The organism is Rhodoferax sp. LB1P47, assembly GCF_056521445.1.
On the sequence record NZ_JBWMAU010000012.1, the window covers coordinates 126728 to 152923 of the forward strand.

Sequence of the window (26196 nt, forward strand, 5' to 3'; positions counted from 1 at the left end):
ATGGTCGCCCTCTATTTCTGGAATACTGCGTAAAGACAGTTTCTAGTGAATTTCAGCCATGCCGCGCAAAAAACCACTCCTGCCCCTCGACCTGGACGATGTCAACGGGTTCGCCCCGTCCCCCCAACGCCCGCTGCGCAGCCGCGCCCGCACCCTGCCGGTGGACGCGCACTTCGAGCCCCACCAGCACGCCTGGGCGCAACTGGCCTACTGCGACAGCGGCCTGATGCAGGTCACCGCCAGCGACGCGGGCCAGCACAGCAGCTTCATCGTGCCGCCGTCGCGGGCGGTGTGGATTCCGGCCAACCTGCCGCACGCCGTTACCGTGCTGGAGCGCGCCCACCTGCGCACCGTGTATATGGACGTGTCGGCCACGCCACCCGGCTGGGTGGGCTGCCGCATGCTGGTCATCTCGCCGCTGCTGCGGGCGCTGATCCACGCGCTGGAAGACACCCAGCCCAGCCCCCGCGAAGACGCGCTGATGCTGCTGATCCTGGAAGAAATCGGCCTGGCCCACACCCACACCCTGCGTGTCGGCCTGCCGCACGACAAACGCCTGCGCGCCCTGTGCGAAGCCGTGCTGCGCAACCCCGCCCGGCAGGCCACGCTGGCCGCCTGGGCCGCCGACTTCGGGGCCAGCGAACGCACCGTGGCCCGGCTGTTCCGAGACCAGTTGGGCACCACGTATTTGCAGTGGCGGCAACAGGCGGTGCTGGCCCACGCCCTGCCCTTGCTGGCACGCGGCACCCCCGTAGGCCAGGTGGCGGTGGCCTGCGGCTACGCCAGCGACAGCGCATTTGCGGCCATGTTCAAAGCGGCGGTAGGGCAGTCACCCAGCCAGTTCCTGGGCAGCACGCAGAGTTAACGCAGCCCCGCCCCACGCACTTCCAACCGCACGCTGTCCAGCACCGCGCCCTGCGCATTGCGTATCTGCACCACGTGCCGCCCTGGCCAGGGGAGCCACTGGGCGCTGGGGCCTTGGGCGAAGGGTTTGCCGTCGATCCACCAGCGCAAGCCCGCACCGTCGGCCTGCAAATCGACCCGCTGACGGTTGGGGGGGATGTCGGGGTCCAGCGCGAAGATGGTGCCGGTGGCGGGGTGGGTGATGCGGGCGGGAGCATCTTTTAAGCTTTTTAGGCCGCTAGCGCTTATTCCACCTGCGCTAGCAGCTACGGAATGCATAGCAAACTGGTTTTGCTGCGTGCCCTGCACAAACCATTCTTCTCGCGCCGCCTCGGTGCCACCGAAGGCCACCGCCTGGCGTACCACGCCGGGCGGGGCGGTGGGGGTGCGGCTGGGCTGGCGGGCGTGTAGGAAGTGCATCACGGCGGCCCAGATGGGCGCGGCGCCTGTCGTGCCGCTCACGTCCCACATCGGCGCGCCGCTGGCGTTACCCACCCACACGCCCACCGTGTAGGCACTTGAGTAGCCGACAGCCCAGTTGTCGCGCATGTCTTTGCTGGTGCCGGTTTTCACCGCCGTCCAGAAGCGCGTGGCCAGAATGCTGTCGGGCCCGAAGGTGCGGGCGCGGGCCAGCGGGTCGGCCAGGATGTCGGTGACGATGAAGGCCGCACGCGGGTCTAGCGCGGGAAGGAACTGGGGTTTTGGGTTGACACTGAACGTGGTCGCACTGGCCCGCCCGCCGTTGCCCAGCGCCCGGTAGGCATTCGTCAAATTCAGCAGCGATACCTCGGCACTGCCCAGCGCCAGGCTGTAGCCGTAGTAGCCGCCGCCCTCCTTCAACGGCAGGCCCAGCGCCACCAGCTGGTCGTGGAACGCGTCGGGCGACACCATCACCAGCGTGCGCACTGCGGGTACGTTGAGCGACGCGCCCAGCGCCGTGCGGGCCGACACCCAGCCTTTGAACTGGTGGTCGTAGTTTTGTAGGATGTACAGGCCGCCTGCGGTGGGGATGTGGGTAGGGGTGTCTTCCAGCAGCGACGCGGCGGTGATGCGGCGCTCGGCGATCGCCTGGGCGTAGAGGAAGGGCTTGAGCGTAGAGCCGGGCTGGCGTAGCGCCGTCACCCCGTCCACCTCGGCCGCTGCACTCAGCGTGCCGCTGGAGCCCACCCAGGCCAGCACCTCGCCCGTGGCGTTGTCCAGCACCACCACGGCCCCGTCTTCCACATGCCGCCCCTGTAACTCGCGCAACTGCTGCTGCAAGGTCTGCACGGCAAAGCGCTGCAAGGGGGCGCGCAGGCTGGTAGTAATAGCGGTGGAGGTGGTTTGGCCTTTCGCCAGCAGCCTGGCCAGGTGCGGCGCGATGCCCTCGCTGCTGTCGAACGCCTTGCGTTGCACAGCGGCGATAGTGAACACGTCCAGCCCCGCGCAATCCGCATGTGGCTCCACCGCCTGCAACACGCCGCAGGCCCGCTGGGTCAGCTGCGCCAATTTGGCGTTCGGTGCGCGTACCAGTGCCACGGCGACAGCCGCCTCGCGTGCGTCCAGCCCGTGGGCGGCCTTGCCAAACAGGGTGCGGCTGAGTGCGTCTATGCCCACCAGCTCGCCGCGAAACGGCACCAGGTTCAGGTAGGCCTCCAGAATCTGGTCTTTGCGCCAACTGCCTTCCAACGCCTGGGCCGACACGGTCTGGCCGATCTTCTGCACCACGCTGCGCCCGCCCGCGCTGGGCTTCAGGTCCGCATCCAGCAGCCCGGCCAGTTGCATGGTGATGGTGGAAGCGCCCCGAGTTTTGCGGTTCCACAGATTGCCCCATGCCGCCGCCGACACCGCCTGCCAATCCACCCCGCAGTGCGCATAAAACCGCTTGTCCTCGCTGAGCACCAGCGCTGTGCGCAGGGCGGGCGATACGTCCGCCAAGGCCACCCACTGGCCGCGCCGCACTGTTGTCTCGGTGCGCAGGCGTTGCAGCAGTGAACCAAAGCGGTCTAGGACTTGGGTGTCGGAGGGATGGTAGTTGGATTTTATGGAGTCAAAAGTGGCTGTAGCGCAGGTAGCATCTGCGCAAGCAGCTATTAAAAATACAGCAATCCAATGCGAACGTGCTTGGTGGTTCACGGAGTGTCCTTTGCGCGGCAGAGCATGGACAGGCTGTAGCGCTTGGTGCAGCGTACCTGCTGCCCGCCTGCAATTTGAACTATCAAGGAATTCTTGACAGTTGCCACGGCCCGCAATTGCACATTGCTAAGGCCGTCGTCGGTGCGGTACAAGATACGTTCGTTCATGGGGTGACTTGTTTTCTTGAAGCAACTATTCAAGCCGGATAAGCAACCGTCATACCCGCGAAGGCGGGTATCCAGCAGGAGCCGTTGTGTCCATGACCACCCGACTGGATTCCCGCCTGCGCGGAAATGACGAACGGGCGGGCTTTACTACTTCTGGCTCCAATACGACTCTAGAGCACGTACTACCTGCACAGGCAGCTATTAAAAGTGCAGCAATCCTCACTTCGCCCCCACTACCCGCACCCGCGCATTCGGCCATTCACCAAACATCTCCGGCGCGTACATCGCCTCGACCCGGCTGGGCGGCAGCGCAAAGTCGCCCACGTTGTTCAGGCGGATGGTGTATTCCATCTTCACTACGCCTTTGGGCAGGTATTCGTAGTAGCTGCGGAAGGACTCGAAGCTGCGTTCCTCGAAGGCGGGCCAGCCGCTGCCGCTGCGCTTTTCGCCCTGGGTCGCAATCTCCGAATCTCGGCCCAGGCCGCTGCCGAGGATGGTCGCGCCGCCGGGGATGGGGTCGGTGATGGCGACCCAGGTCATGTCGGCGCTGGCGTTGACTTCCAACGTGACGCGCAGCACGTCGCCACGGGTGTACTGGCCCTTGACTGCCTGCTCCACCGGGGTAACGGTTTTCTTGATCTGGTAGCCGGCGTTGAACGGGGCTTTCAGGTCCATGGCGGCGACAGATTGCAAGGTCAGCCAGGGCTTGCCAGTGCCTTGCTGGCTTACTGTGAGAGAGGGGGTCAATGCATCCTTGCTCCACGGCAGGAACATGCGGTTGTTGCGCAGGTTGCCCGGCGCTGCGAGTGCGCCGAAGGCGGTGGTTTGGTGTGGGGTGTCGGCTGCGGGCACGCGGTCTACCTTGCTCCAGTCCACACTGGCCGTGGCTGCGCCCAGGGTGGCTTTGGTGACACCGGCCACGGGAGTGGCTTCAAACTGGGCGCTGAACTTCTCCATCGCCAGCCCGCCCCAGAGGTTGGCGGTGGTGGTGCTCCACGCACCGTGCTGCTGGCGGCTGATGAAGCCGTTGGCCAGGCGGCCCATGTCTTGTTTCCAAGTGGGGTCGGTCAGCACGGCCAGGATCAGGCGGGCGGTGTTGTCGTCGCCGTTGTGCATCAGCCACCACCAGTAGTCGCCCTGCTCGGTGCTGAAGACCATTTTGCTGCCCTGGAAGCTCAGGCGGGCGCGCAGGATTTGCTGGGCCTCGGCCATGCGCTCGTCGCGCTTGGGCACGTCGGTCACGCGCTTCAAGATGTTGAGCCAGTCGATCACGGCGTGGGTGGGCCATTGGTTGGGGGCGATGGTGATGCTGCCCAGCATGCGGGCCTGGGCCTTGCCGTAGCGCGACAAGGCTTCGATGGCAGCGAGTTTGCGCACGTCCAAATCTTTGCGCGGGCTCCAGAACTCGCGCTGGATGCGGCCTTCGACAAACGAGATCAGGCCGCGCTCCATCGGGGCACGCACCTCGTCGCTGAGGGCAAAGGCCGGGTTCAGGCCGCCCGCTTCGTCGGATGCGGCCAGCAGGTAGGCAGTCAGGGTGTCGCTGCCCCGGTTGGCCTCGCCATCGCGTGGCGGAAAGTAGCTGGCCAGGCCGTCGCTGTCGAGGTAGCTGGGGATCTGGGCGACCACGGTGTTCCACAGCTTGGCATCGCGCAGGCCGATGGCCGTACTGGTTTTTTGCTCCAGGCAGGCAAACGGGTAGTTGGCGAACCAGTCGCGTACTCCTGGTAGACCCTCCGCCAGCGTGGGTTGCAGGGCCAGGCGCAAACCCCCTCTTTCAGGCAGCGCATCGGCGGACGGCGCAACCGGCAGCGTGAACGTACCGTCCACCTGCACCAGGGTGGCCTGCTGCACCGTCAGCGGCACGGCGGGGATGATGCGTTGGCGGATCTTCAGGGCATCGCGGGCACCGGTGACGGTGTCTTTGGCCTCGATTTCCCACAGGATGGCCTCGGCGCGGGTTTGTGCGAGCTGCGCCGGGGCGGTCACGGTCCATGCGACCTCTTTGGCCTCTTCCGCTGGTATATCAACAGTTTGTTGCTCTAGATTCAATAGCGTTGCGCGCGGGGTCACCTCTACCTTCATGGCCTTTTGGGTGGTGTTGCGCAGGGTGATCTGGGCGCGGAACTGGTCGTCCTCGCGCACCAGGGGCGGCAGGCCGCTGATGATTTGCAGGTCTTGCGCGCTACGGATGCTGGTGGAGCCGGTGCCAAACAGGCCGGCGGAGGCATCGGCCACGGCGACGATTTTGAAGGTAGTGAGCGCATCGTTGAGCGGCACGGTGACGGTGGCCTGGCCGTTGGCATCCAGCGGTACTTTGGGGTTCCACAGCAGCAGGGTGTCCAGCAGCTCGCGGGTGCCGCTGTGGCCGCCACCGCCGCCTGCGGCTACGGCTTTGCGGCCATAGTGGCGGCGGCCGATGATTTCCATCTGCGCAGTCGACGTTTCCACGCCCCAGGCGCGGCGCTGCAACATCGCATCGAGCAGGTTCCAGCTGCTGTTGGGCATGAGCTCCAGCAGCGCCTGGTCTACCGCCGCCAGTGCGACTTCTGCGTGGGCGGCGGGTTGGCCGTTGGGCAGTTTGACGGTGATGGTCACTTTGGCTTGGCCGCGCACGGGGTAGCTGTCTTTGTCGGCCTTGACGCTCACGTCGAGCTGGTGGGCCTTCGTGCCCACGCGGATCTCGGCCACGCCCAGACGGAACGCGGGTTTACTCAGGTCTACCAGCGATGTGGGGGCCACGTATTCACGGCCCTCGTACCAGAAGCTGGTCCACCATTCGCGCGGGGCCTTGTAGCCCCAGGTGAAGAAGCTGTACCACGGCACCTCGCGCAGGCGGCCGCGCAGGGCCAGCACAGAAACAAACACGTTAGGGCCCCAGCCCTCCTCGATCTTGACGTGGACGGTGGGGTCTTGGCCATTGAGCTGCACCACCTGGGTGGTAATGATGCCCTCGCGCTCCACGGCCACCAGCGCCGTGGCAAAGCGGAACGGCATGCGCACCTGGAACTGGGCGGTTTCGCCGGGCTGGTAGCTCTTTTTCTCGGGCAACAGGTCCATGCGGTCGTGGTTCTCGCCGCCAAACCAGAGTTCGCCCTGCTTGGTCACATACACCGATGCGGCGGCCTGGATGCGGTTACCCGACGCATCTTTGGCGGTGACGACCAGCTCCACCTCGCCCGCCTCGTTCAAGGCGGCTTCACACAGCAGCAGGCCGCGTGCATCGCTCTTGCCGCTGCACACCACGCCCAGGTCTTTGGTGCTGGTTTTGTTGTCGTAGGTGTAGAAGCCACCGACCATGCGCTTGCGGCTGGTGGTGACGATGCGGGAGGTAGCGCGCACTTCCAGGGCCACGTCGGCCTGCGGTTTGCCGGTCAGGTCGAGTGCCAGCGCCTGGAATTTCATTTTTTGGCTGGTGGATACCCAGCCTTCGGTCTTGATGCCGGCGATGACGGCGGCGGGCCACAGGGTGTGGGTACTGCGGATGGTTTGCACCTCGCCGTTGGGGTCGGAATAGGTGGCCTCCAGCAGTAAATCCTGCGGCTGCGGGCTGGGTTTGAGGTCGTCAATGCTGGTTTTGCCAGCGCCGTTTTTGTTCAACGCAAGCGACAGTTTGTCGGCCACAACGCGGCTGTCCGCGCTGGCGGTGTTTTCTTCTTCATCCCCCTCCCCGGCTGCCTCGCGATTGCCACGCGGGGCGGCGAAGCTGAAGGCTTCATAGTCGCTGAAGCTCAAGTATTTACCCCGCACCAGCGCCGACACGCGCACCGGCAAGTTGGCCGCACCGCCGCCCGCCACGTAGTTGATCTGCACGTCTACCGGCACGGTTTTGGCGTGGACCAGTGGTTTTTTGTCTGTAGGGGTGACCCGGCCTTCCAGCACCGGCAGGCGGAATTCTTCGACGCGGAACTGGCCTGTGCTGAAGCTTTCTTCTCCCCTTTTCAGCTCCACCGTGTACACGCCCAGCTTGGCGGCGGGCGGGATGGACCACGTGCTCTCGGCGCTCTGGCCGCCCGTGGCAGTTTTGCGCCAGGCCAGCGGCTGCTGGTACTGCTGGCCACTGCCGATGTGGGTGATGACCAGGGTCTGGGGCTGCGCGTCGGCCAGGCCAAAGCCCTTGCGCATCTCGGTGCGCAGCAGGTGCTTCATGGAGACGGTTTCGCCCGCCCGCAGCAGCATGCGGTCAAAGACGGTGTGGGCCCGCTCATCGGGTGCGCTGCTGTGGTTGGTGGGCAGATTGAAGCGCCAGGGTTCGATGCCCCGGTTCCAGTCGCTCCAGGTGAAGGCCATGTCTTCTACCCCTGCTTGCGTGCTGCGGGCGCTGACGAAGTAGGCCTGGCGGTAGTTGTCCTCGCTATTGCAGGCGGGGGCTTCGGGGTCCAGGTCGGGCACGTAGGCGATGCCCTGCGCGTTGGTGGTGGCGTGGCCCAGGGCCTTGCCCCGGCAGTCGGATACCTGCACCTGCGCGTTGGCCACGGGCAGGCCCTTGTCCAGGCTGGTCACCCAGACCAGCGCGTTCTCGCGGCCCAGCTTGAAGTGCACGCCCAGATTCGTCACCAGGGCCGAGGTGCGGACGAACATGGTGCGTTTTCCGCCATGCCGCTCATCCAGCAGCGAGGTTCCCAGTTTTTGCGAGGCGATTTCCACCACGTGAAAGCCGGGGGTCAGCGGGATGCCCACCACCTCGAAGGGGCGCGGGTCGCCGCTGGCGGGCTGGGGCAAGTCCAGCGTTTTTACACCCGGCTGGCCTTGCAGCAGGGACAGCATGCGGCTTTGCACATACTGCTTGCCCTCATCGGGCAGCACCTTGGGCAGCGGACCTTTGGCGTGGGCGGCGGCCAGCTTGCGGCTGACGTTGTAGCCGTCGAACTGCTGCACTTTGGCGTACCAGGCAATGATGTCGGCATCGCTGCGGGCTTGCAGGGTGCTGACCTTGCCTGCATTCAGTGCTTTGATGTTCAGCTTGGCCTCGACATTGCGCAGCGTCACCGGCAGCAGCGCCACGCCGCCGGGTTCGGCAAAGCGCTCGACGATGCCAAACGGCGACGCGGCAAACTTGGCCAGCGGCGGCATGTCCCCGGTGGCCACCGTGAGCGGAAAGCTGTCGGCATTGCGCAGGCTGCGGCCCGATGCATCCTGAAAGTTTTTCGGCAGGTGCAGTTTGAATTGGGTTTTCTCGGCAAACGGGCTTTTGAACGAGATGCTGCTGAGCACCGCGTCACCGTCGCTGTCGGCCTCTTCAAACGTGGGTTCCAGCGTGTCTTTGTCAGACTTCAGGCGGATGCCCTCCAGCAGCTTGCGGGCCACCGGGGCGTTAAAGGCCAGCCGCATCGGGCGCATTGGCAGGCAGGCGCTTTGGGCATTCTCGCGCTCACAACTGAAGCTGGCCGCAAACGGTTCGCGCACCTGGTAGTCGAAGCGCTTTTCCACCGCATTCGGCACGCCGCTGGGGGTGGCCACGCCTTTGCCGTACACCAATTGCACCTTGGCCGAGGGGGTCAGGCGGCGGTTGCAGGCCAGGGTCAGGTAACGCAGCGGTGCAATAGCGGCGGCCTTTTCCAGCCCCTGGGCTTTGAGCATCTCGCTGCGGTCTGTGCCGCCCAGCAGCCGCACCGCCACGCGCTCGCCCAGCCCGTCCACCGTGCACCACATATTGGCCTGCACACTGGCCAGCGTGGCTGCGCCATTGAGCGTGAGGGTGAAGAACTGCTCTTCGTCGATGCGCTCGTCACCTGCATAGGGGCGGATGTTTTGCACAAACGGACCACCACTACTAAATTTATAGCTGCTTGCGCTTGTTTTATATGCGCTAGAGGCCGATTTAATGCCTAAAGCAGGTTGCAGCGTACACACGATGCCAGGGGGCAAATCGTTGGCAAATTCAAACGCCCATTCGCGGTCACTGGTCCAGCGGCCCATACCCTGAGCTGCCTGGCTGGCCTGCGCGTCGTTGCATTGCAAAGTGGCCGGAGCCGGTGCTTTGGGGTCACCGAAGTTGACGGCGCTGCTATCAAACTGCACCACCACCTGGCGGATACGGGCCACCTCGCCCTGGGGCGACACGCGGACGATCTGGGCCGCTTGCGCGACAGTCGTGGCGGCCATCAAGCAGCAGGCGATGAAGATATGTTGAAAACGCACGCACTCTCCCTTTTTGGAGCGGCAAGGGTAGCCGATGGGAAAGACGATTTCCCGCACGCCAATGCAAAAGGGCTGACACATGTCAGCCCTTTTGAGGATGGTTACGAGGGGAGAGCCCTCACCCCGCCCCTCTCCCGGAGGGAGAGGGAGGAATTCAGATCGCTGGGGCGCGCAGGCGGATGTGCAATTCGCGCAGTTGCTTCTCGTCCACGGTGCTCGGCGCTTGCGTCAGCAAGTCTTGCGCACGCTGGGTTTTGGGGAAGGCGATCACGTCGCGGATCGACTCGGCACCGGTCATCAGCGTGACCACACGGTCCAGGCCAAAGGCCAGGCCGCCGTGCGGAGGCGCGCCGTACTGCAACGCATCCAGCAAGAAGCCGAACTTGTCTTGGGCTTCTTCGGGGCTGATCTTGAGCGCGTCGAACACCTTCTGCTGCACGTCGGCGCGGTGGATACGGACCGAGCCGCCACCCATTTCCCAGCCGTTCAACACCATGTCGTAGCCCTTGGAGATGCATTTCTCAGGGGCGGTGACCATCCAGTCTTCGTGGCCGTCTTTGGGCGCGGTGAAGGGGTGGTGCGTGGCGGTGTAGCGCTGCGCGTCTTCGTCGAACTCGAACATCGGGAAGTCCACCACCCACAGCGGTTTCCAGCCTTTTTCGAACAGGCCGTTGGCCTTGCCGAATTCGCTGTGGCCGATTTTGAGACGCAGTGCGCCGATGGCATCGTTGACGATCTTGGTGGTGTCGGCACCAAAAAAGATCAGGTCACCGTCTTGCGCACCGGTGCGGGCCAGCACTTCGTTCAGGGCGGTGTCGTGGATGTTCTTTTTGATGGGGCTTTGCAGGCCCGGCCAGTCGCCCGTGCCACGGCCCGCAGCCGCGTCGTTGACCTTGATGTAGGCCAGGCCCTTGGCACCGTAGATTTTGACGAATTCGGTGTAGGCATCGATCTCGCGGCGGCTCAGGCCACCCACTTCCTTGGCGCCGCCGGGAATGCGCAGGCCCACAATGCGGCCATTCTTCATAGCAGCCGCACCCGAGAAGACCTTGAAGTCCACATCGGCCAGCACCTGGGTCAGCTCGGTGAATTCGAGCTTGATGCGCAGGTCGGGCTTGTCGGAGCCGAATCGGAAGGCCGCGTCTTGGAAGGTCATCACTGGGAACTCGCCCAGGTCCACGCCCAAGGTGTTCTTGAACACGGTCAGGATCATGCCCTGGAACATGTCGCGGATTTCCTGCTCGGTGAGGAACGAGGTTTCGATATCGATCTGGGTAAATTCAGGCTGGCGGTCGGCGCGCAGATCTTCGTCGCGGAAGCACTTGGTGATTTGGTAGTAGCGGTCGTAGCCGGCCACCATCAGTAGTTGCTTGAACAGCTGCGGGCTTTGCGGCAGCGCGAAGAACATGCCTTCGTGCACGCGGCTGGGCACCAGGTAGTCACGCGCGCCTTCGGGGGTGGACTTGCCGAGCATCGGGGTTTCGATGTCGATAAAACCGTGCGAATCCAGAAACTTGCGCACTTCCATCGACACGCGGTAGCGCAGCATCAGGTTGTTTTGCATGTACGGGCGGCGCAGGTCCAGCACGCGGTGCGTCAGGCGGGTGGTTTCCGACAGGTTTTCGTCGTCGATCTGGAACGGCGGCGTAACGGACGGGTTCAGCACCACCAGCTCATGGCACAGGATCTCGATCTTGCCGCTTTTCAGGTTCTCGTTGACCGTGCCTTCGGGGCGCGCACGCACCAGGCCTTTGATCTGCACGCAGAACTCGTTGCGCAGTGATTCGGACACGGCAAACATCTCGGCGCGATCCGGGTCGCAGACGATTTGCACATAGCCTTCGCGGTCGCGCAGATCGACAAAAATCACGCCACCGTGGTCACGGCGGCGGTTAACCCAGCCGCACAGGGTCACGGTTTGGCCCAGCAGGGCTTCGGTCACAAGACCGCAATAGGTGGTGCGCATTTGAGATTGCATGGCTAATCGTTTCTAGCGCCTCTTGGGGCGCATGGGTTACGGAGGGTGGTGCGCCGCAAAGAGCACACCACACAGGTGAAATTAATGGGGTTTTAGCGGGTGCGGGGGCACGCCATTGGGCACCACCACGCCCATCGAGACGATGTATTTCAGCGCCTCGTCCACGCTCATTTTCAGCTCGATGCAGTCGCTGGCCTTGAGCATGATGAAGTAGCCGCCGGTAGGGTTGGGGGTGGTCGGCACGTAGACGCTGAGGTAGTCGCCTTGCAGGTAATTGGCCGCATCGCCGCCGGGCACGCCGGTCACGAAGGCAATCGTCCAGGCCCCTTCACGCGGCCACTGGATCAGCACGGCCTTGCGAAAGGCGTTGCCACTTTCCGAAAACAGCGTGTCGGACACTTGTTTCACGCCCGAATAAATCGAGCGCACGATCGGAATGCGGTGCAGCAGGTTGTCCCACCAGCCGACCAGCTTTTTGCCCACAAAGTTGCTGGCCACGGCCCCCACCAACAGCAGCGAGCCCAGCGCCAGCAGCACGCCAAAGCCGGGGATGTGGAAGCCCAAAAGTTTGTCGGGCTGCCAGCTGTCGGGCAGTATCAACAGGGTTTGGTCCAGAAAATTCAACACCCACTGCAACACCAGCAAGGTGATCGTCAGCGGCACGATGACCAACAGGCCCGACAGCAGCCATTTGCGGATAGAAGCCATCATGGATGTCAGGCCGCCGGGGTGCTGGGGGTGGCGGGTGCCGGGGCCGCTGCAGGTGCGGGGGCGGCCGCTGGGGCTGCTGCCGCAGGTGCGTCAGCGGCGGCTGTAGGAGCGGCCTTGCTGTCGTCCGCTTTGGGTGCGGACGCATTGGCTGCACCATTGCCATTGCGGAAGTCCGTCACATACCAGCCCGAGCCCTTGAGCTGGAATCCGGCTGCGGTGACTTGCTTTTGCAATGCCGCCGCATGGCAACTAGGGCAATCCGTCAGCACGGCATCCGACATTTTTTGCAGCACGTCGAACGCGTGCCCGCAGGACTCGCATTTGTAAGCGTAAATTGGCATGGCTAGAAAGGCTCTGGTGAAGTCGCAAAGCCTTTGATTATAGTTTGCGTGGGTGAAATCCTGGCTTGCGCTAAAAGAGGAATGGGGATAGGAACAGCAGGCGCATTGCCAGCAGGCCCAGGCCAAAACCGATGGCCCCGTAGACCAAGCCGTGCAGCAGCCGGTTGGTGCGTTTGTGCTCGGCCAGTAGCTCTTGGATCAGCTTGCGCTGGTCACCGCCCCGGTCGGCAGCACCTTGCTTCAAAAAGTCCACCAGCAGGCGCGGCAGCTCGGGCAGCAGCTTGGCGTAGCGCGGGGCTTCGTTTTTCAGCTGTTCGATGAAGGCTTTGGGGCCGATCTGCTCCAGCATCCACTTCTCCAGGAAGGGCTTGGCGGTGTTCCACAGGTCCAGCTCGGGATCGAGGTCGCGGCCCAGGCCTTCGATGTTGAGCAGGGTTTTCTGCAACAACACCAGTTGCGGCTGGATTTCGACCTGGAAGCGGCGCGAGGTCTGGAACAGGCGCATCAGCACCATGCCCAGCGAGATTTCTTTCAAGGGCCGGTCAAAGTACGGCTCGCACACGGCGCGGATAGCGGCCTCCAGCTCGTCCACCCGGGTGCTGGCAGGCACCCAGCCGGATTCGATGTGCAGCTCGGCCACGCGCTTGTAGTCGCGGCGAAAGAAGGCGGTGAAGTTTTGCGCCAGGTACTCTTTGTCGTACTCGGTCAGCGTACCGACGATGCCGAAGTCCAGCGAGATGTAGCGGCCAAAGGTGGCCGGAGCTACCGACACCTGGATGTTGCCGGGGTGCATGTCGGCGTGGAAAAAGCCGTCGCGGAACACCTGGGTGAAGAAAATCGTCACGCCGTCGCGGGCCAGCTTTTTGAAATCGACCCCTGCCGCGCGCAGCCGCTCGGTGTGGCTGATGGGGATGCCCACCATGCGCTCCATGACGATGGCCTCGGTGGCGCACAGGTCCCAGAACATTTCGGGGATCAGCACCAGGTCCAGGCCCTCCATGTTGCGGCGTAGCTGGGCCGCGCTGGAGGCTTCGCGCACCAGGTCCAGCTCGTCGTGCAGGTATTTATCGAACTCGGCCACCACTTCCAGCGGTTTCAGGCGCTTGCCGTCGTCTGAAAAGCCACTCACCCAGCCCGCCATCGTACGCATCAGGCCCAGGTCTTTTTCAATCGCGGGCAGCATGTTCGGGCGCAACACCTTCACCGCCACGTCGCGCAATTGGCCGTTACGGTCTTTCAGTACCGCAAAGTGCACCTGGGCGATGGACGCGCTGGCCACCGGCTCCAGGTCAAAGCTTTCAAAAATGCTGCCGATGGGCTTGCGAAACGCCCGCTCGATGGTGGCCACCGCGATGGACGAAGCAAATGGCGGCACCCGGTCTTGCAGGCGGGCCAGCTCGTCCGAGATATCGGGCGGCAGCAGGTCACGGCGGGTGGACAGCACTTGGCCAAACTTGACGAAGATGGGGCCCAGCCGCTCCAGCGCCTCGCGCAGGCGCACGCCGCGCGGTGCATCCAGATTGCGGCCCACTGCCAGCACGCGGGCCAGCACCAACAGCCAGGGTTTCTTGAAACTGGTCAGAACCAACTCGTCCAGACCGTAGCGCAGCACGATCCAGACGATGTATGCCCCCCGAAAAATCCGGCTCATGCAGGTGCCTTGTCGGCACCGGGGCGCTTGGCAATGAACTGGCGCAAGGTGCTGGCAGCGCTGCGCACCAGATTGCCCACGGTATGGGCCGTGGTGTCGCCCACCACGCGCGACAGGTCTTCTTCCAGATCCCAGCGCACATGGTCCACCAACCAGTTGACCTCGGCCGCCAGTTGCACGTCGCCTTCGATGCGCACGCCGGGCTTGCCTGCGCTCAGGGCCTGCTGGGCCAGGGCGAAGGGTGAGGTCTCAGAAATGGTGAGCGTCAAATCGGCACGCATGCCGGGCGCGGCGCGGTCCAGCAAGCCCGCCGGGGTAGCCACCAGGGCCATGTGGAAACTGCGCCACTGCATCAGCACCACGCGGCCCTTTTGCCGGGTTAGGCGGGCGGTGGCTTCGGGCTCTTGCTGCAACACATGGTTGAGCAGCAAGACGATGCGGTTTTGCACCTCATCGACCACCCAGGGGGGCGGTTGCAGCGTGGCGCTGGCGCGGGTGAAGAGGTTTTCGAGCAAAGAAAAAGGGGACTGTGTTGCCATAAATGCTTGTGGCACACCCCCAGGCTGCAGAGCTTCGCTTCTTTCGCCACCCCCCTTGCAGGGGGCAACACCAGCAGCCCGGCAAAGCCGGTTCTGCGGTGTTCACGGGTGGGCTTAGCTGCGCTCGCCTTGGGCTGCCGTTTGTTTCCGTTGTAGGGGATGGGTAGGGTTTGGCTTACTGTAAAGCCTGCACGCCCGCCACCAGCCAGCCGCTGGCGCCGCTCTTGGGTTTGGTCATGTTCCAGACTTCGCGGAACGGGCTGGGGCCGGCCGAAGGCTCTTCGCGGATCATGCCGGAGAACTCGACGCTGGCCATGTAGTCATTGCCCAAGTCTTCGATGCCCAGCAGCTTGGCATCCAGCATCACCACGTCGGTTTTGTTGGTGTTGCCACCGGTGTGGCTTTCGCGCTCGGTCAGTTGGGACTGGATTTCGCCCAGCATGGTGTCGGTCATCATGGCGCGCAGGGACGCGATGTCGGACCGGTCCCAGGCCGATTGCAGGGTGACGAAGTTGTTTTTGGCGGCGTTCAGGAACCCATCGGCATCAAAGCCGTCAGGTATGCCCCAGCCTTGCGGGCCGGACAGGGCCGAGCCGATCACCGAGCCGGAACCTGCGGTATCCAGCGGCGCCAGGTGGCTGCTGCGTTCAAAAGGCCGGGCCGACGCGTCGTTGCCCACGTTTTCCATGCGGTATGCCGGTGCCGCAGTGGCCACCGCCGGGCCCGCGCCCTGGAAGGCAAACGGGCTGCTGTGGCTGGCGGATGCGCTAGCATTTTTGCGCGAACGCATAAACCAGCCAAGCAGCACCATGCCCACCAGCACCACCAAGGCAATCAGCATGAATTGCCCCATGGCCGCACCCAAGCCCAGAGAACTGGCCAGCCAGGCCAAGCCCAGGCCAGCGGCCAAGCCACCTAACATGGCTCCCCACGGGCGCTTGGGGGCCACTGCCGGAGCCGCAGCAGCCGGTTTGGCCGCAGTGGCGTTGGTGGCGTTTTGTGCTGGGGCTGCGGGTGCTGCCTGGCGCTGTGTGACGTTACTGGACTGCTGCCCAACCGACTTGCCGCCGCCCATGCGGCGAGCAGCTTCGGCATCAAAACCCGCGCCAATGGCCAGGGTAGCGGCCAGAACTAATGTCCAAATTTTCATGGTATCTCCGTGGTTTTATAAGAATTAGACGCGCAATCCATCAACACTTGATCCCCATGTGCAAGGCCACCATGCCTCCGGTAAGGTTGTGGTAGTCCACATGGCCAAAACCTGCGGCCTGCATCATGGTCTTCAATTCTTTCTGGCCTGGATGCATGCGGATGGATTCGGCCAGATACCGGTAGCTGGCATCGTCGCCCGCCACCAGCTTGCCCAGCTGGGGCAGTACCTTGAACGAATACCAGTCGTAGGCCTTTTCCAGCGGCTGGGCCACTTTGGAAAACTCCAGCACCAGCAGCTTGCCGCCGGGCTTGAGCACGCGGCACATCTCGGCCAGGGCCACGTCTTTGTGGGTCATGTTGCGCAGACCAAAGGCCACGCTGACACGGTCGAAGCTGGCATCGGGGAACGGCAGCTTTTCGGCATCGCAGACCATCGTGGGCAGGTTGATCCCCGCGTCGATCAGGCGGTCGCGTCCGGTGCGCAGCATGGCCTCGTTGATGTCGGTATGCACCACGCGGCCGGTAGCACCGACCTTTTTGGCAAATGCCATCGCCAAGTCGCCGGTGCCACCCGCGATGTCCAGCACCTGGTGGCCTTCGCGCAGGTCGGCCACCTGCACGGTGTAGGCCTTCCAGACGCGGTGCAACCCGGCCGACATCAGGTCGTTCATCAGGTCGTATTTGGAAGCCACGGAATCGAAAACGCCGCGCACGTGGCGGGCCTTGTCGCTCTCGTCAACCGACTGGAAACCGAAATGGGTAGTGCTCATGTTTTTATCGTAAGTCAGAAGCCGGGCGCGGGGTAGCAACAACCTTGCACCAGAACGGGGAATTTAAAGAAAACAGGCCGCTAGCGCATATAGTACCTGCACAAGCAGCTACACATTCAATAGCAACCAGCTTTCAATGGCTGCTACAGCCCTTATCGGTTTTAGCCGCTTTGCCCGGCATGGGGGCATCGCGATCAGCTCCGGCTGCGGCCAGACGGGCGGTGTAATCGGCCCACAGCTTGTCCTGCTCGGAACCCAAAAAGTACAGGTAGTCCCAGGTGAAGATGCCGGTGCTGTGGCCGTCAGAGAACGTGGGCTGCACGCCGTAGTTGCCCACCGGTTCCAGCCCGACCAGAGTGACTTCGCGCATCCCTGTTTGCAGGGTTTCCTGGCCCGGGCCGTGGCCTTGCACCTCGGCCGACGGCGAGTACACGCGCATCAGCTCGAACGGGATGCGGAACGTGGCCCCGTCGGAAAACGTGACTTCCAGCACCCTGGATTGGCCGTGGACGGTGATGTCTTGGGGTGTCGGCGACCCTGCCTTCAAGCCGGCCATCAGACAAGCACCCGCTCAATACCGCCGTGGTTGGCTTGCGCCACGTAGGTCGGCAGCCAATCCTTGCCGAGAATCTGGTTGGCCATTTCGACCACGATGTAGTCGGCCTCCAGCAGGCCGTTTTGCAGGTCGTTGCCGTAGCGGCTCAGGCCTTGCAGGCAGCTGGGGCAGCTGGTGAGGATTTTCAGGTTGTCCTTTTCGCCCAGGTTGCCCAGGGCCCGCAGCTTGGTTTCGTCGTTGCGCAGCTCTTCTTCCTTGCGGAAGCGGATTTGCGTAGAGATGTCGGGCCGGGTCACGCCCAGGGTGCCGGACTCGCCGCAGCAGCGTTTGGATTCCAGCACCTGGTCGCCCAGCAGTGCCTTCACCGTCTTCATCGGCTCTTGCAGCTTCATGGGGGTGTGGCAGGGGTCGTGGTACAGATACGCGCCGTTGTTGTTCAGCGTGATGCCTTTTTCCAGCAGGTATTCGTGGATGTCGATGATGCGGCAGCCGGGGAATATCTTGTCGAACTCGTAGCCTTGCAGCTGGTCATAGCAGGTGCCGCAGCTCACCACCACGGTCTTGATGTCCAGGTAGTTCAGCGTATTGGCCACGCGGTGGAACAGCACCCGGTTGTCGGTGATGATTTTGTTGGCCTTGTCGAACTGGCCGCTGCCCTTTTGCGGGTAGCCGCAGCACAGGTAGCCGGGTGGCAGCACGGTTTGCACGCCCGCATGCCACAGCATGGCCTGGGTGGCCAGGCCGACCTGGCTGAACAGGCGCTCGGAGCCGCAGCCGGGGAAGTAAAACACCGCCTCGGATTCGCTGGTGGTGGCCACCGGGTTGCGGATGATGGGCACGTAGTCGCTGTCTTCGATGTCCAGCAGGGCGCGGGCGGTCTTTTTGGGCAGGTTGCCCGGCATCTTTTTGTTGATGAAGTGGATCACCTGCTCTTTGATGGGCGCGGCACCCACCGTGGCACGCGGCGCGGCGGTTTGCTTCTTGGCGAAGCTGCGCAGTACATCGTTTGCCAAGCGCTGGACCTTGAAGCCCACACCCACCATCGCGGCCCGTGCCAGCTTGATGGTTTCGGGATTCGTGGCGTTCAGGAACAGCATGGCCGCCGCATTGCCGGGGCGGAAGGTCTTCTTGCCCATTTTGCGCAGCAGGTTGCGCATGTTCATCGTCACGTCGCCAAAGTCGATCTTCACCGGGCAGGGGCTCAGGCATTTGTGGCACACCGTGCAGTGGTCGGCCACGTCTTCAAACTGCTCCCAGTGCTTGATGCTCACGCCGCGCCGGGTTTGCTCTTCGTACAAGAAGGCTTCCACCAGCAAGGACGTGGCCAGAATCTTGTTGCGCGGGCTGTACAGCAGGTTGGCGCGCGGCACGTGGGTGGCGCACACCGGTTTGCATTTGCCGCAGCGCAGGCAGTCCTTCATGCTGTCGGCAATCGCGCCAATGTCGCTCTGCTGCATGATCAGCGACTCGTGGCCCATCAGCCCGAAGCTGGGGGTGTAGGCATTGGTCAAATCGGCCTCAAGCGCAGTACCATCCTGCGCATGCAGCTGCGAATTCCGTAGCAGCTTGCCTTTGTTGAAGCGGCCTTCGGGGTCGATGCGCTGCTTGTAGTCGGTGAACGGCTGCATCTCGGCATCGCTCAGAAACTCCAGCTTGGTGATGCCGATGCCATGCTCGCCCGAGATCACGCCGTCCAGGGCTCTGGCCAGCGCCATGATGCGTTTGACGGCACCGTGGGCGGTTTGCAGCATCGCGTAGTTGTCGCTGTTGACCGGCAGATTGGTGTGCACATTGCCGTCGCCGGCATGCATGTGCAGGGCCACCCAAACCCGGCCCTTCAAGACCTTTTTATGGATGGCAGTGCATTCATCCAGAATGCCCTTGAAGGCCGCGCCGGTGAAGATGTTTTGCAGCTGGGCGCGGATTTGCGTCTTCCAGCTGGCGCGCAGCGTGTGGTCTTGCAGCTGCGGGAACAGGGTTTCCACCCCGTCCAGCCAGCCCTGCCACAGGGCGCGCACCTCGGCCACCAGGCTCTGGGCCTGCACCACGCGCTCTTCCAGCAGCTCGGGGGATGGCACATCGCCGTCTTCGTCGCCTTTGCCCAGCGGCAGGTTGCCGTTGCTGAAGAAGTCTTGCAGCGCGTCGCACAGCTCCAGTTTGTTCTTCAGGCTGAGCTCGATGTTGATGCGCTCGATGCCGTCGGTGTACTCGGCCATGCGCGGCAGCGGGATCACCACGTCTTCGTTGATCTTGAAGGCGTTGGTGTGGCGGCTGATGGCAGCGGTTTTCTTACGGTCCAGCCAGAACTTTTTACGCGCCTCGGGGCTGATGGCGATGAAGCCTTCGCCGCTGCGCGAATTGGCAATGCGCACCACTTCCGAGGTGGCGCGGGCCACGTCGTCGGCGTTGTCGCCCGCGATATCGCCAAACAAGGCCATCTTGGGCAGGCCGCCGCGCTTGGATTTGGTGGTGTAGCCCACGGCCTTCAGGTAGCGGTCGTCCAGATGCTCCAGCCCGGCCAGCAGCACGCCAGTGCGCTTTTGCTCGGCGAACATGAAGTCTTTGATCTCGACGATGCTGGGCACGGCGTTTTTGGCATCGCCAAAGAACTCTAGGCACACGGTGCGGGTGTGCGCGGGCATGCGGTGCACCACCCAGCGGCCGCTGGTAATCAGGCCGTCGCAGCCCTCTTTCTGGATACCGGGCAGGCCGCTCAAGAACTTGTCGGTTACGTCCTTGCCCAGACCTTCTTTGCGGAAGGTCTTGCCGGGGATGTCCAGGCGCTCGGTGCGGATCTTGGTTTTGCCGTCGGCCTCAAAATACTGTAGCTCGAAGCTGGCCACCTCCACGTCGTGGATCTTGCCCAGGTTGTGGTTCAGCCGGGTGACTTCCAGCCACTGGGCATCGGGCGTGACCATGCGCCACGAGGCCAGGTTGTCCAGCGCCGTGCCCCAGAGCACGGCCTTCTTGCCACCGGCATTCATGGCGATGTTGCCGCCGATGCACGAAGCCTCGGCAGAGGTGGGATCAACCGCAAACACGTAGCCACCGCGCTCGGCCGCATCGGCCACGCGCTGGGTCACCACACCGGCTTCGCTGAAGATGGTGGCCACAGGATGCTCCACGCCGGGCAGCATGCGCATCTCCACCTCGGTCATGGCCTCTAATTTTTCGGTGTTGATGACCGCGCTGTTCCAGGTCAGCGGGATCGCGCCGCCGGTGTAGCCGGTGCCGCCGCCACGCGGGATGATGGTCAGGCCGAGCTCGATGCAGCCCCTGACCAGCCCGGCCATCTCGGCCTCGGTGTCGGGGGTGAGCACCACAAACGGGTATTCGACGCGCCAGTCGGTGGCATCGGTGACGTGGCTGACGCGGCTCAGGCCGTCGAACTTGATGTTGTCCTTGGCCGTGAGCTTGCCCAGCACACGCGCGGTTTTGCGGCGCAGGTCGGCCACCTGGACGAAGGTTTTGCCAAACTGGTCCACCGCCGCCGTGGCCGCCACCAGCAGTTCACCCACCAGGGCATCGCGCTCGCTGCCCGCATCGGGGTTGCGGCGCTTGCCCACCTCGTCGAGGCGGTGGTGCAGGGCATCCACCAGTTGCTTGCGGCGCTTGGGGTTGTCCAGCAGGTCGTCTTGCAGGTAGGGGTTGCGCTGCACCACCCAGATATCGCCCAGCACTTCGTACAGCATGCGGGCAGATCGGCCGGTGCGGCGCTCCTGGCGCAGGCCGTTCAGGACATCCCAGGCGCGTGTGCCTAGCAGGCGGATGACGATTTCGCGGTCGGAAAACGAGGTGTAGTTGTACGGAATTTCGCGCAGGCGAACGGCTTCAGGGGCCTGCGCCAGCAGGGTGGACAACGCGGTGGGAGCATTCATGGGGGGAAATAACCTGGGGTGGGCAGCAGTGCCCATGGGCCTGGGATGACAGTCGGGGTGCGATTTTAGGGCAGCAGACTTTTACCCCGCCGACGGCGGGTTGTCAGGAAGCGACGGCGAAATCAGAACAGCACGCGGCTGCGGATGGTTCCAGGTACATCCGCCAGCTTTTCCAGGGCCAAATCGCTGGAAGCCGCGTCGATGTCGATCACCACATAGCCAATCTTCTCGTTGGTCTGCAAAAACTGCGCGGCGATGTTGATGTGGTTGTCGCTGAACACCTGGTTCACGGCCGACAGCACGCCCGGCACGTTGTGGTGGATGTGCAGCAGGCGGTGTTTGCCGGAATGGCTGCTGAGGGCCACCTCGGGGAAGTTGACCGACGAGGTGGAGGTGCCGTTGTCGCTGTACTTGACCAGTTTCTCCGCCACTTCCAGACCGATATTGGCCTGCGCCTCGATGGTGGAGCCACCCACGTGCGGGGTCAGGATCACGTTGTCCAGCCCGCGCAGGGGCGACTGGAACTCGTCCTTGTTGCTGCGCGGCTCCTCGGGGAACACGTCAATGGCGGCACCCAGCAGCTTTTTGGCTTGCAGGGCGGCGGCCAGCGCAGCGATATCCACCACCGTGCCGCGTGCGGCGTTGATCAAAATGCCGCCTTGCTTCATGGCGGCAATCTCGGCCGCGCCAATCATCCACTGGGTGGCGGCGGTTTCGGGCACATGCAAGGTGACGATGTCGCTCATACCCAGCAAGGTATGCAAGTCGCCCACTTGGCGTGCATTGCCCAACGGCAGCTTGGTCACCACGTCATAAAAGCAGACCTGCATTCCCAGCGCCTCGGCCAGCACCGACAACTGGGTGCCGATGGAGCCGTAGCCCACGATGCCCAGGGTTTTGCCGCGAATTTCAAACGAATTCTCGGCCGACTTGAGCCAGCCGCCCCGGTGCGCCACCGCGCTTTTCTCGGGGATGCCGCGCAGCAACAAAATCGCCTCGGCCAGCACCAGCTCGGCCACCGAGCGGGTGTTGGAAAACGGCGCGTTGAACACGGCAATGCCGCGCTCGCGGGCCGCCTCCAGGTCCACCTGGTTGGTGCCAATACAAAAGCAGCCCACGGCCACCAGCTTGTTGGCATGGGCAAATACCTCTTTGGTGAGCTGGGTGCGCGAGCGGATGCCGATGAAATGCGCGTCGGCGATTTTCTCCATCAACTGCGCTTCGGGCAAAGCACCGGGCAAGCTCTCGATCTGGCTGTAGCCCGCGTTGCGCAGCACCTCCAGCGCCGAAGGATGTACACCCTCTAATAAGAGAAACTTGATCTTGCTTTTGTCCAGAGAAGTCTTGCGCATGCGGTGCCCGGCATCAGGTAGAGAGAGAGAGAGGGGGAATGATCCTAGCATGCTGCAATGCAACAAATACAGGCAAACCCCCTACGGCATTGCCCGTAGCAGGGGTTTACAAGGCCCACACCGCGCAACACGGCACGGCACCAACCTTAGGCCAGCCGGAACGCCGCCACCGCCTGCACCAACTGCTGGGCCTGCTGCATCAGGCTCTCTGGGGTGAGCGCCATTCCCTGCAACTCGGTCAGGGCTTTTTGAAAGTAGCGGAGTGCTCTTGCAGGTCTTTATCCGACTCCAAAATTTGGACCAGGCTGTTCTCCATCGCCCCCAACAGCGCCAGTTGCGCATCGCCGCGCACGGCGTCATGCACCATGTCGGCCTCTTGGCTGGTCTGTAGCGACACGCTGCCGACCTCGGGCTTTTTTGCCAGCAGTGCTGCGGCGATGGCCGATCCGTGCTGCCGGGTTCACCCGGCGCAGGAACCGGTGCCGTTGGCGATTGCCGGGGCTCCCGCCGGCGAGGTGTTCAAATCTAGCTACAGCCCTCGTGGGATTTGCGCAAGCAGTTATCAAATCAGGAGTATTTGGCCCACCCAATGGTTGGCTCTGCACGCGGCGAATCTGGATATAAACCCAGTATCATGAGGCACCCGCCCAAGCTGGCACTCCCCCATGCCCGCCACTGCACGCCCAACGCACTCGCATTCACACGCGGGCGGGCCACAGTGGGTGCAAAGCCCAAACTCTACAACCCGCGCCACCCCGAGCGGACTCTGCTGTACCAAACCATTGCCGAGCACTTCGAGACCAGGTTTGAGTTGGCTAGTGCAGGTCAGTTCGACGGCCAGGGCGACCACCACACCCCAAAGCCTTATGTTCGCCAGGCCTTTCGCAAATACCTGGAGTGCGGCATCTTTGCGCAAGGCTTTGCCCGGGCGCTGGTGTGACGATTGCGGGCACGACTACTTCGTTGCCTATTCCTGCAAAGGCCGAGGTGTCCGCCCCTCGTGCAACACCCGGCGCATGGTGGAGACGGCGGCGCACCTCTGCGATCATTTTTCCCCCCGCCTGCCGGTGCGCCAGTGGATGCTGTCGGTCCCGAAGCGACTGCGCTACTTTATGCAGCGTGACGGGGCAGTACTGAACATGGTGCTGCGTATTTTTCTGCGGATCATTGCGCAAAGCCTACCTGCCAACTGCCCCGGTGCGGCAAGTGCGGACAAGGCGGCCCTGCATATTGGCTCAGGGGGCGCCATCGCACGCTCAACATCAAGACCACTGACTGGCTGATTTCGAAGTGCAAGTTCTATCTCAAATGGTGGTTCGATTAAGTCCGCAAGTGCACTGAGAGCCTCCGGGACCTACGGGTACGGAGGGCCTTAAATCAACACAATTGGTATAAAGTGACTGATTGGCCCAAAATAAATACCACACAGTTCAAAACTGTACTATTTGGTATATATTTATTCCACGTCAGTATTTTCTGACGTGAATTATCGAATTCACACCGATTGGAGATCCCGATGAAAAAGCTGTTGATTGCTTCCGTGTTGGCACTGAGCGTAGCTGTTTCTGCACAAGCCAAAGACATCGTTGACACTGCCGTAGGCGCAGGCAACTTCAAGACTTTGGCCACAGCGCTTGGTGCCGCCGGTCTGGTAGACACCCTAAAGGGAAAAGGCCCATTCACCGTTTTTGCACCTACTGATGAAGCATTCGCCAAAGTGCCCAAAGCTGACCTCGAAGCCCTGCTCAAGGACAAAGCCAAGCTGACTGCCGTGCTGACCTACCACGTGGTACCCGGCAAAGTAATGGCAGCAGATGTGAAAGCCGGCAAGGTCAAGACCGTACAAGGCAGCGAAATCACCATCAGCACCATGGGTGGCGTGAAGGTAGATGCGGCCAACGTGATCAAGACCGACATCGTGGCCGACAATGGCGTGATCCACGTGATCGACACCGTCATCATGCCCAAGTAAGCCCTTCGCAGGCACCCGCAAAAAAGCCCCGGCAGTTTCAGCTGCCGGGGCTTTTTTCATGTGCGCCCAGCATGGGCGCACTCTTGCTGCTGCGCAAGCTGTACGCGGGGCTCAAGCTGCAGATCAACGAAGCCAAAAGCGCCGTGGCAAACGCCTTCGGGCGCAAGCTCCTGGGCTAAGCGCTGTGGGTGGCCAAGGGCACGGAGGTCAAGTGTGCAGTCGCCCACAAGGTGCTGGACAACTTCAAGGCCCGCCCGCATCCGGCAGCTCAGGCGGGCGCAGCATGGAGCTAGTGATAGACAAACTGAAACCCTACCTGCAGGGCTGGAAGACGTACTTTGGAATGGCGCAAACGCCCAGAGTCTGGCGCGAGCTGGACGAATGGCTGCCCCCTATGCCGACTCCTCTCCGGCGATGGCTTCACGGAGGTGTGCGACCTAGTTGCCCCCAATTTCGAGTTCCACCGCCGGCTTGGCGTCTGCCGTCGGACCACCCGTCTTCACAGCGCCCAGAAAGAGGCGCTATGCAGCCCGCTTTTTGCCGGCCAGATACTCCTTCACCGCCACCGTGCGCAGCGAAGCGGCGGCAATGCGCGTGCCCTCCAGCGCGATGCCATCACACAGCGGGTGGTAGGCCGGGGACAGATAGCTTTCGATGTTGTGCGTCAGCGCGTCGATGCCGGTGGCGGCGGTGATGGCCGAGGGCAGGCCCAGCGTCAGCTCGGGGTCGGAAAATACCACCTTGGCCAGGATTTTGGGGCTGAAAATCACCCGTTTAAGGTGGCTGTCGACCTCACTGACGACGCTGGAGCGGCCCACTTCCGAGCCGGTGCCCGAGGTGGTGGGCAGGGCCAAAAAATAGGGCAGGCGCTAGTCAATTGGCCGGACGTTCGGGTGGTCCCAGGCGTATTCCAGGATATCGCCCGGGTTCAGCACCGGGATGCCACAGCGGGTTTTCGGTGAATGCGGGTGTGTGCATCGAAGCACACGACCGCGCCGCGCTGGAGCAGCTGTTGCGCTACTGTTCCCGTCCACCCTTTGCCATGGATCGGCTGCGCAAAAAGGGAGCTGCCCTGGTGTACCTCTGTGCCAAACAGCACAGCGAGCCTACGGGTGACAAACGTGGTGCCAAGGTGGACGAGCTACACCTCACCCCGCTGGAGCTGATAGCTCGCATTGCCGCCCTGGTGCCACCACCGCGTACGCACCGCCACCGCTACTTTGGGGTGCTGGCACCGAACTCGCCACTCAGGGCAGCGGTGACGGCCATGGCGGCACCAGAGCAACCGACTTCGGCACAGGCGGTGCCAGCCGCCATGGCTGAGGCCGTGTCTGGTGTTGCATCACCGGGAAATGCAGTTGCACCCGCGCCTGAACCTGCGCCACCCAAGCGCGCAGCGCACCATCTGTGGGCGGTGTTGATTGCGCGTATCTACGAGGTGTTCCCGCTGCTGTGCCCAATCTGTGGTGGCCAGATGCGCACCATCGCCTTCATCACACACAGTGCCGACATCCGGCACATCTTGAACCACATTGGCGTGCCATCCGAGCCCCCACACATCACACCAGCACGCGGGCCGCCGTTTTGGGAGGGCTGTGATACGCAGGTGGGTGAGGAGCCACAAATCGAGCCGGATTGGGATTTGGCGGCACAGTCATCACCAGACTAGGAGGTCGATCAGCGCGTCAATTGGTGACTGAGAGAGACGGCGATGCAGATGTGCTGCGGAGGAAGGCTGCGTGCGCGGCAGGCCCACGCCGACTTGCGGTCGGTGCTCTCGCTATTGGGCGGCTGCGACCGCTCAAACTGCACATTTCAACGGCGTCAGAATGCAAAAAACCCATGCCATACTTGGCTTAAGGCAACGCTGAACAAGGCCGTTCAAAACGCGTTGTCGAGGTGCTGAAACCCAGAAACCACCGAATCCGGCCAAAACGCCCCGTTCTCTAACCCCGTTGGGCACGGTTTAC

The 26196-nt window shown here is 63.0% G+C and carries 17 protein-coding genes and 3 pseudogenes; 5 read left to right on the forward strand and 15 right to left on the reverse strand.

Translation table 11 applies throughout. The features are described 5' to 3' along the window. The first annotated feature begins 58 nt into the window (after positions 1-58). Positions 59-865: an AraC family transcriptional regulator gene (locus AC0969_RS14320; protein ID WP_479624820.1), complete on the forward strand. Its 807-nt coding sequence runs from the start codon at positions 59-61 to the stop codon at positions 863-865. Here AC0969_RS14320 and pbpC read toward each other — a convergent pair. From pbpC to AC0969_RS14390, 14 genes are all read right to left on the reverse strand, one after another. Continuing rightward, positions 862-3018: a penicillin-binding protein 1C gene (gene pbpC, locus AC0969_RS14325; protein ID WP_479624821.1), complete on the reverse strand. Its 2157-nt coding sequence runs from the start codon at positions 3016-3018 to the stop codon at positions 862-864. The genes AC0969_RS14320 and pbpC overlap by 4 nt on opposite strands. Further along, complete coding sequence (locus AC0969_RS14330) at positions 3015-3185, reverse strand: hypothetical protein (RefSeq protein ID WP_479624822.1); 171 nt, start codon at positions 3183-3185, stop codon at positions 3015-3017. Before AC0969_RS14330 ends, pbpC begins: the two co-directional genes overlap by 4 nt. 219 nt (positions 3186-3404) lie before the next feature. After that, on the reverse strand, positions 3405-9290 hold the full coding sequence (locus tag AC0969_RS14335; protein ID WP_479624839.1) for an alpha-2-macroglobulin family protein: 5886 nt from the start codon (positions 9288-9290) through the stop codon (positions 3405-3407). Positions 9291-9480: 190 nt separating this feature from the next. Further along, positions 9481-11304, reverse strand: a complete 1824-nt coding sequence (gene aspS, locus AC0969_RS14340; protein WP_479624823.1) for an aspartate--tRNA ligase — start codon at positions 11302-11304, stop codon at positions 9481-9483. An 81-nt stretch (positions 11305-11385) separates the two neighbouring features. After that, entirely contained in the window at positions 11386-12012 is a 627-nt protein-coding gene (locus tag AC0969_RS14345) for a DUF502 domain-containing protein (protein ID WP_479624840.1), read from the reverse strand. 8 nt (positions 12013-12020) lie between these two features. Beyond that, positions 12021-12356 (reverse strand): FmdB family zinc ribbon protein, encoded by a 336-nt coding sequence (locus AC0969_RS14350; protein ID WP_479624824.1) that lies wholly within the window; start codon positions 12354-12356, stop codon positions 12021-12023. A gap of 70 nt (positions 12357-12426) precedes the next feature. After that, positions 12427-14007 (reverse strand): ubiquinone biosynthesis regulatory protein kinase UbiB, encoded by a 1581-nt coding sequence (ubiB, locus tag AC0969_RS14355; protein ID WP_479624825.1) that lies wholly within the window; start codon positions 14005-14007, stop codon positions 12427-12429. Beyond that, the gene (locus AC0969_RS14360; protein WP_479624826.1) at positions 14004-14546 is read right to left on the reverse strand and encodes a hypothetical protein; all 543 of its coding nucleotides are present in this window, start codon (positions 14544-14546) and stop codon (positions 14004-14006) included. Before AC0969_RS14360 ends, ubiB begins: the two co-directional genes overlap by 4 nt. Positions 14547-14721: 175 nt before the next feature. Further along, the gene (locus tag AC0969_RS14365; protein WP_479624827.1) at positions 14722-15696 is read right to left on the reverse strand and encodes a Tim44 domain-containing protein; all 975 of its coding nucleotides are present in this window, start codon (positions 15694-15696) and stop codon (positions 14722-14724) included. A gap of 40 nt (positions 15697-15736) precedes the next feature. After that, a complete protein-coding gene (ubiE, locus tag AC0969_RS14370; protein WP_479624828.1) occupies positions 15737-16468 on the reverse strand; it encodes a bifunctional demethylmenaquinone methyltransferase/2-methoxy-6-polyprenyl-1,4-benzoquinol methylase UbiE in 732 nt (243 codons plus the stop codon). Between the two features lie 133 nt (positions 16469-16601). Further along, positions 16602-17024, reverse strand: coding sequence for a gamma-butyrobetaine hydroxylase family protein (locus tag AC0969_RS14375; RefSeq protein WP_479624829.1), 423 nt, complete (start codon positions 17022-17024; stop codon positions 16602-16604). Further along, complete coding sequence (locus tag AC0969_RS14380; protein ID WP_479624830.1) at positions 17024-20902, reverse strand: DUF3683 domain-containing protein; 3879 nt, start codon at positions 20900-20902, stop codon at positions 17024-17026. The genes AC0969_RS14375 and AC0969_RS14380 overlap by 1 nt, the downstream gene beginning before the upstream one ends. A gap of 122 nt (positions 20903-21024) precedes the next feature. Continuing rightward, positions 21025-22254, reverse strand: coding sequence for a phosphoglycerate dehydrogenase (gene serA / locus AC0969_RS14385; RefSeq protein ID WP_479624831.1), 1230 nt, complete (start codon positions 22252-22254; stop codon positions 21025-21027). A gap of 238 nt (positions 22255-22492) precedes the next feature. Next, a complete protein-coding gene (locus tag AC0969_RS14390; protein WP_479624832.1) occupies positions 22493-22651 on the reverse strand; it encodes a hypothetical protein in 159 nt (52 codons plus the stop codon). Positions 22652-22972: 321 nt separating this feature from the next. Here AC0969_RS14390 and AC0969_RS14395 point away from each other — a divergent pair. The 3 genes and pseudogenes from AC0969_RS14395 to AC0969_RS14405 all read left to right on the forward strand — a co-directional run. After that, positions 22973-23510, forward strand: a pseudogene (locus AC0969_RS14395) (transposase zinc-binding domain-containing protein); the annotation flags it as partial. Positions 23511-23770: 260 nt separating this feature from the next. Beyond that, the gene (locus AC0969_RS14400; RefSeq protein ID WP_479624833.1) at positions 23771-24226 is read left to right on the forward strand and encodes a fasciclin domain-containing protein; all 456 of its coding nucleotides are present in this window, start codon (positions 23771-23773) and stop codon (positions 24224-24226) included. A 283-nt stretch (positions 24227-24509) separates the two neighbouring features. After that, a pseudogene (locus AC0969_RS14405) lies at positions 24510-24557 on the forward strand (hypothetical protein); the annotation flags it as partial. Positions 24558-24747: 190 nt separating this feature from the next. Here the strand turns inward: AC0969_RS14405 and AC0969_RS14410 are convergent. Then, the gene (locus AC0969_RS14410) at positions 24748-25080 is read right to left on the reverse strand and encodes an iron-containing alcohol dehydrogenase (RefSeq protein WP_479624834.1); all 333 of its coding nucleotides are present in this window, start codon (positions 25078-25080) and stop codon (positions 24748-24750) included. Between the two features lie 89 nt (positions 25081-25169). On the opposite strand from AC0969_RS14410, the pseudogene AC0969_RS14415 reads away from it, so the two are divergent. Next, positions 25170-25895, forward strand: a pseudogene (locus AC0969_RS14415) (transposase); the annotation flags it as partial. Between the last annotated feature and the right edge of the window lie 301 nt (positions 25896-26196).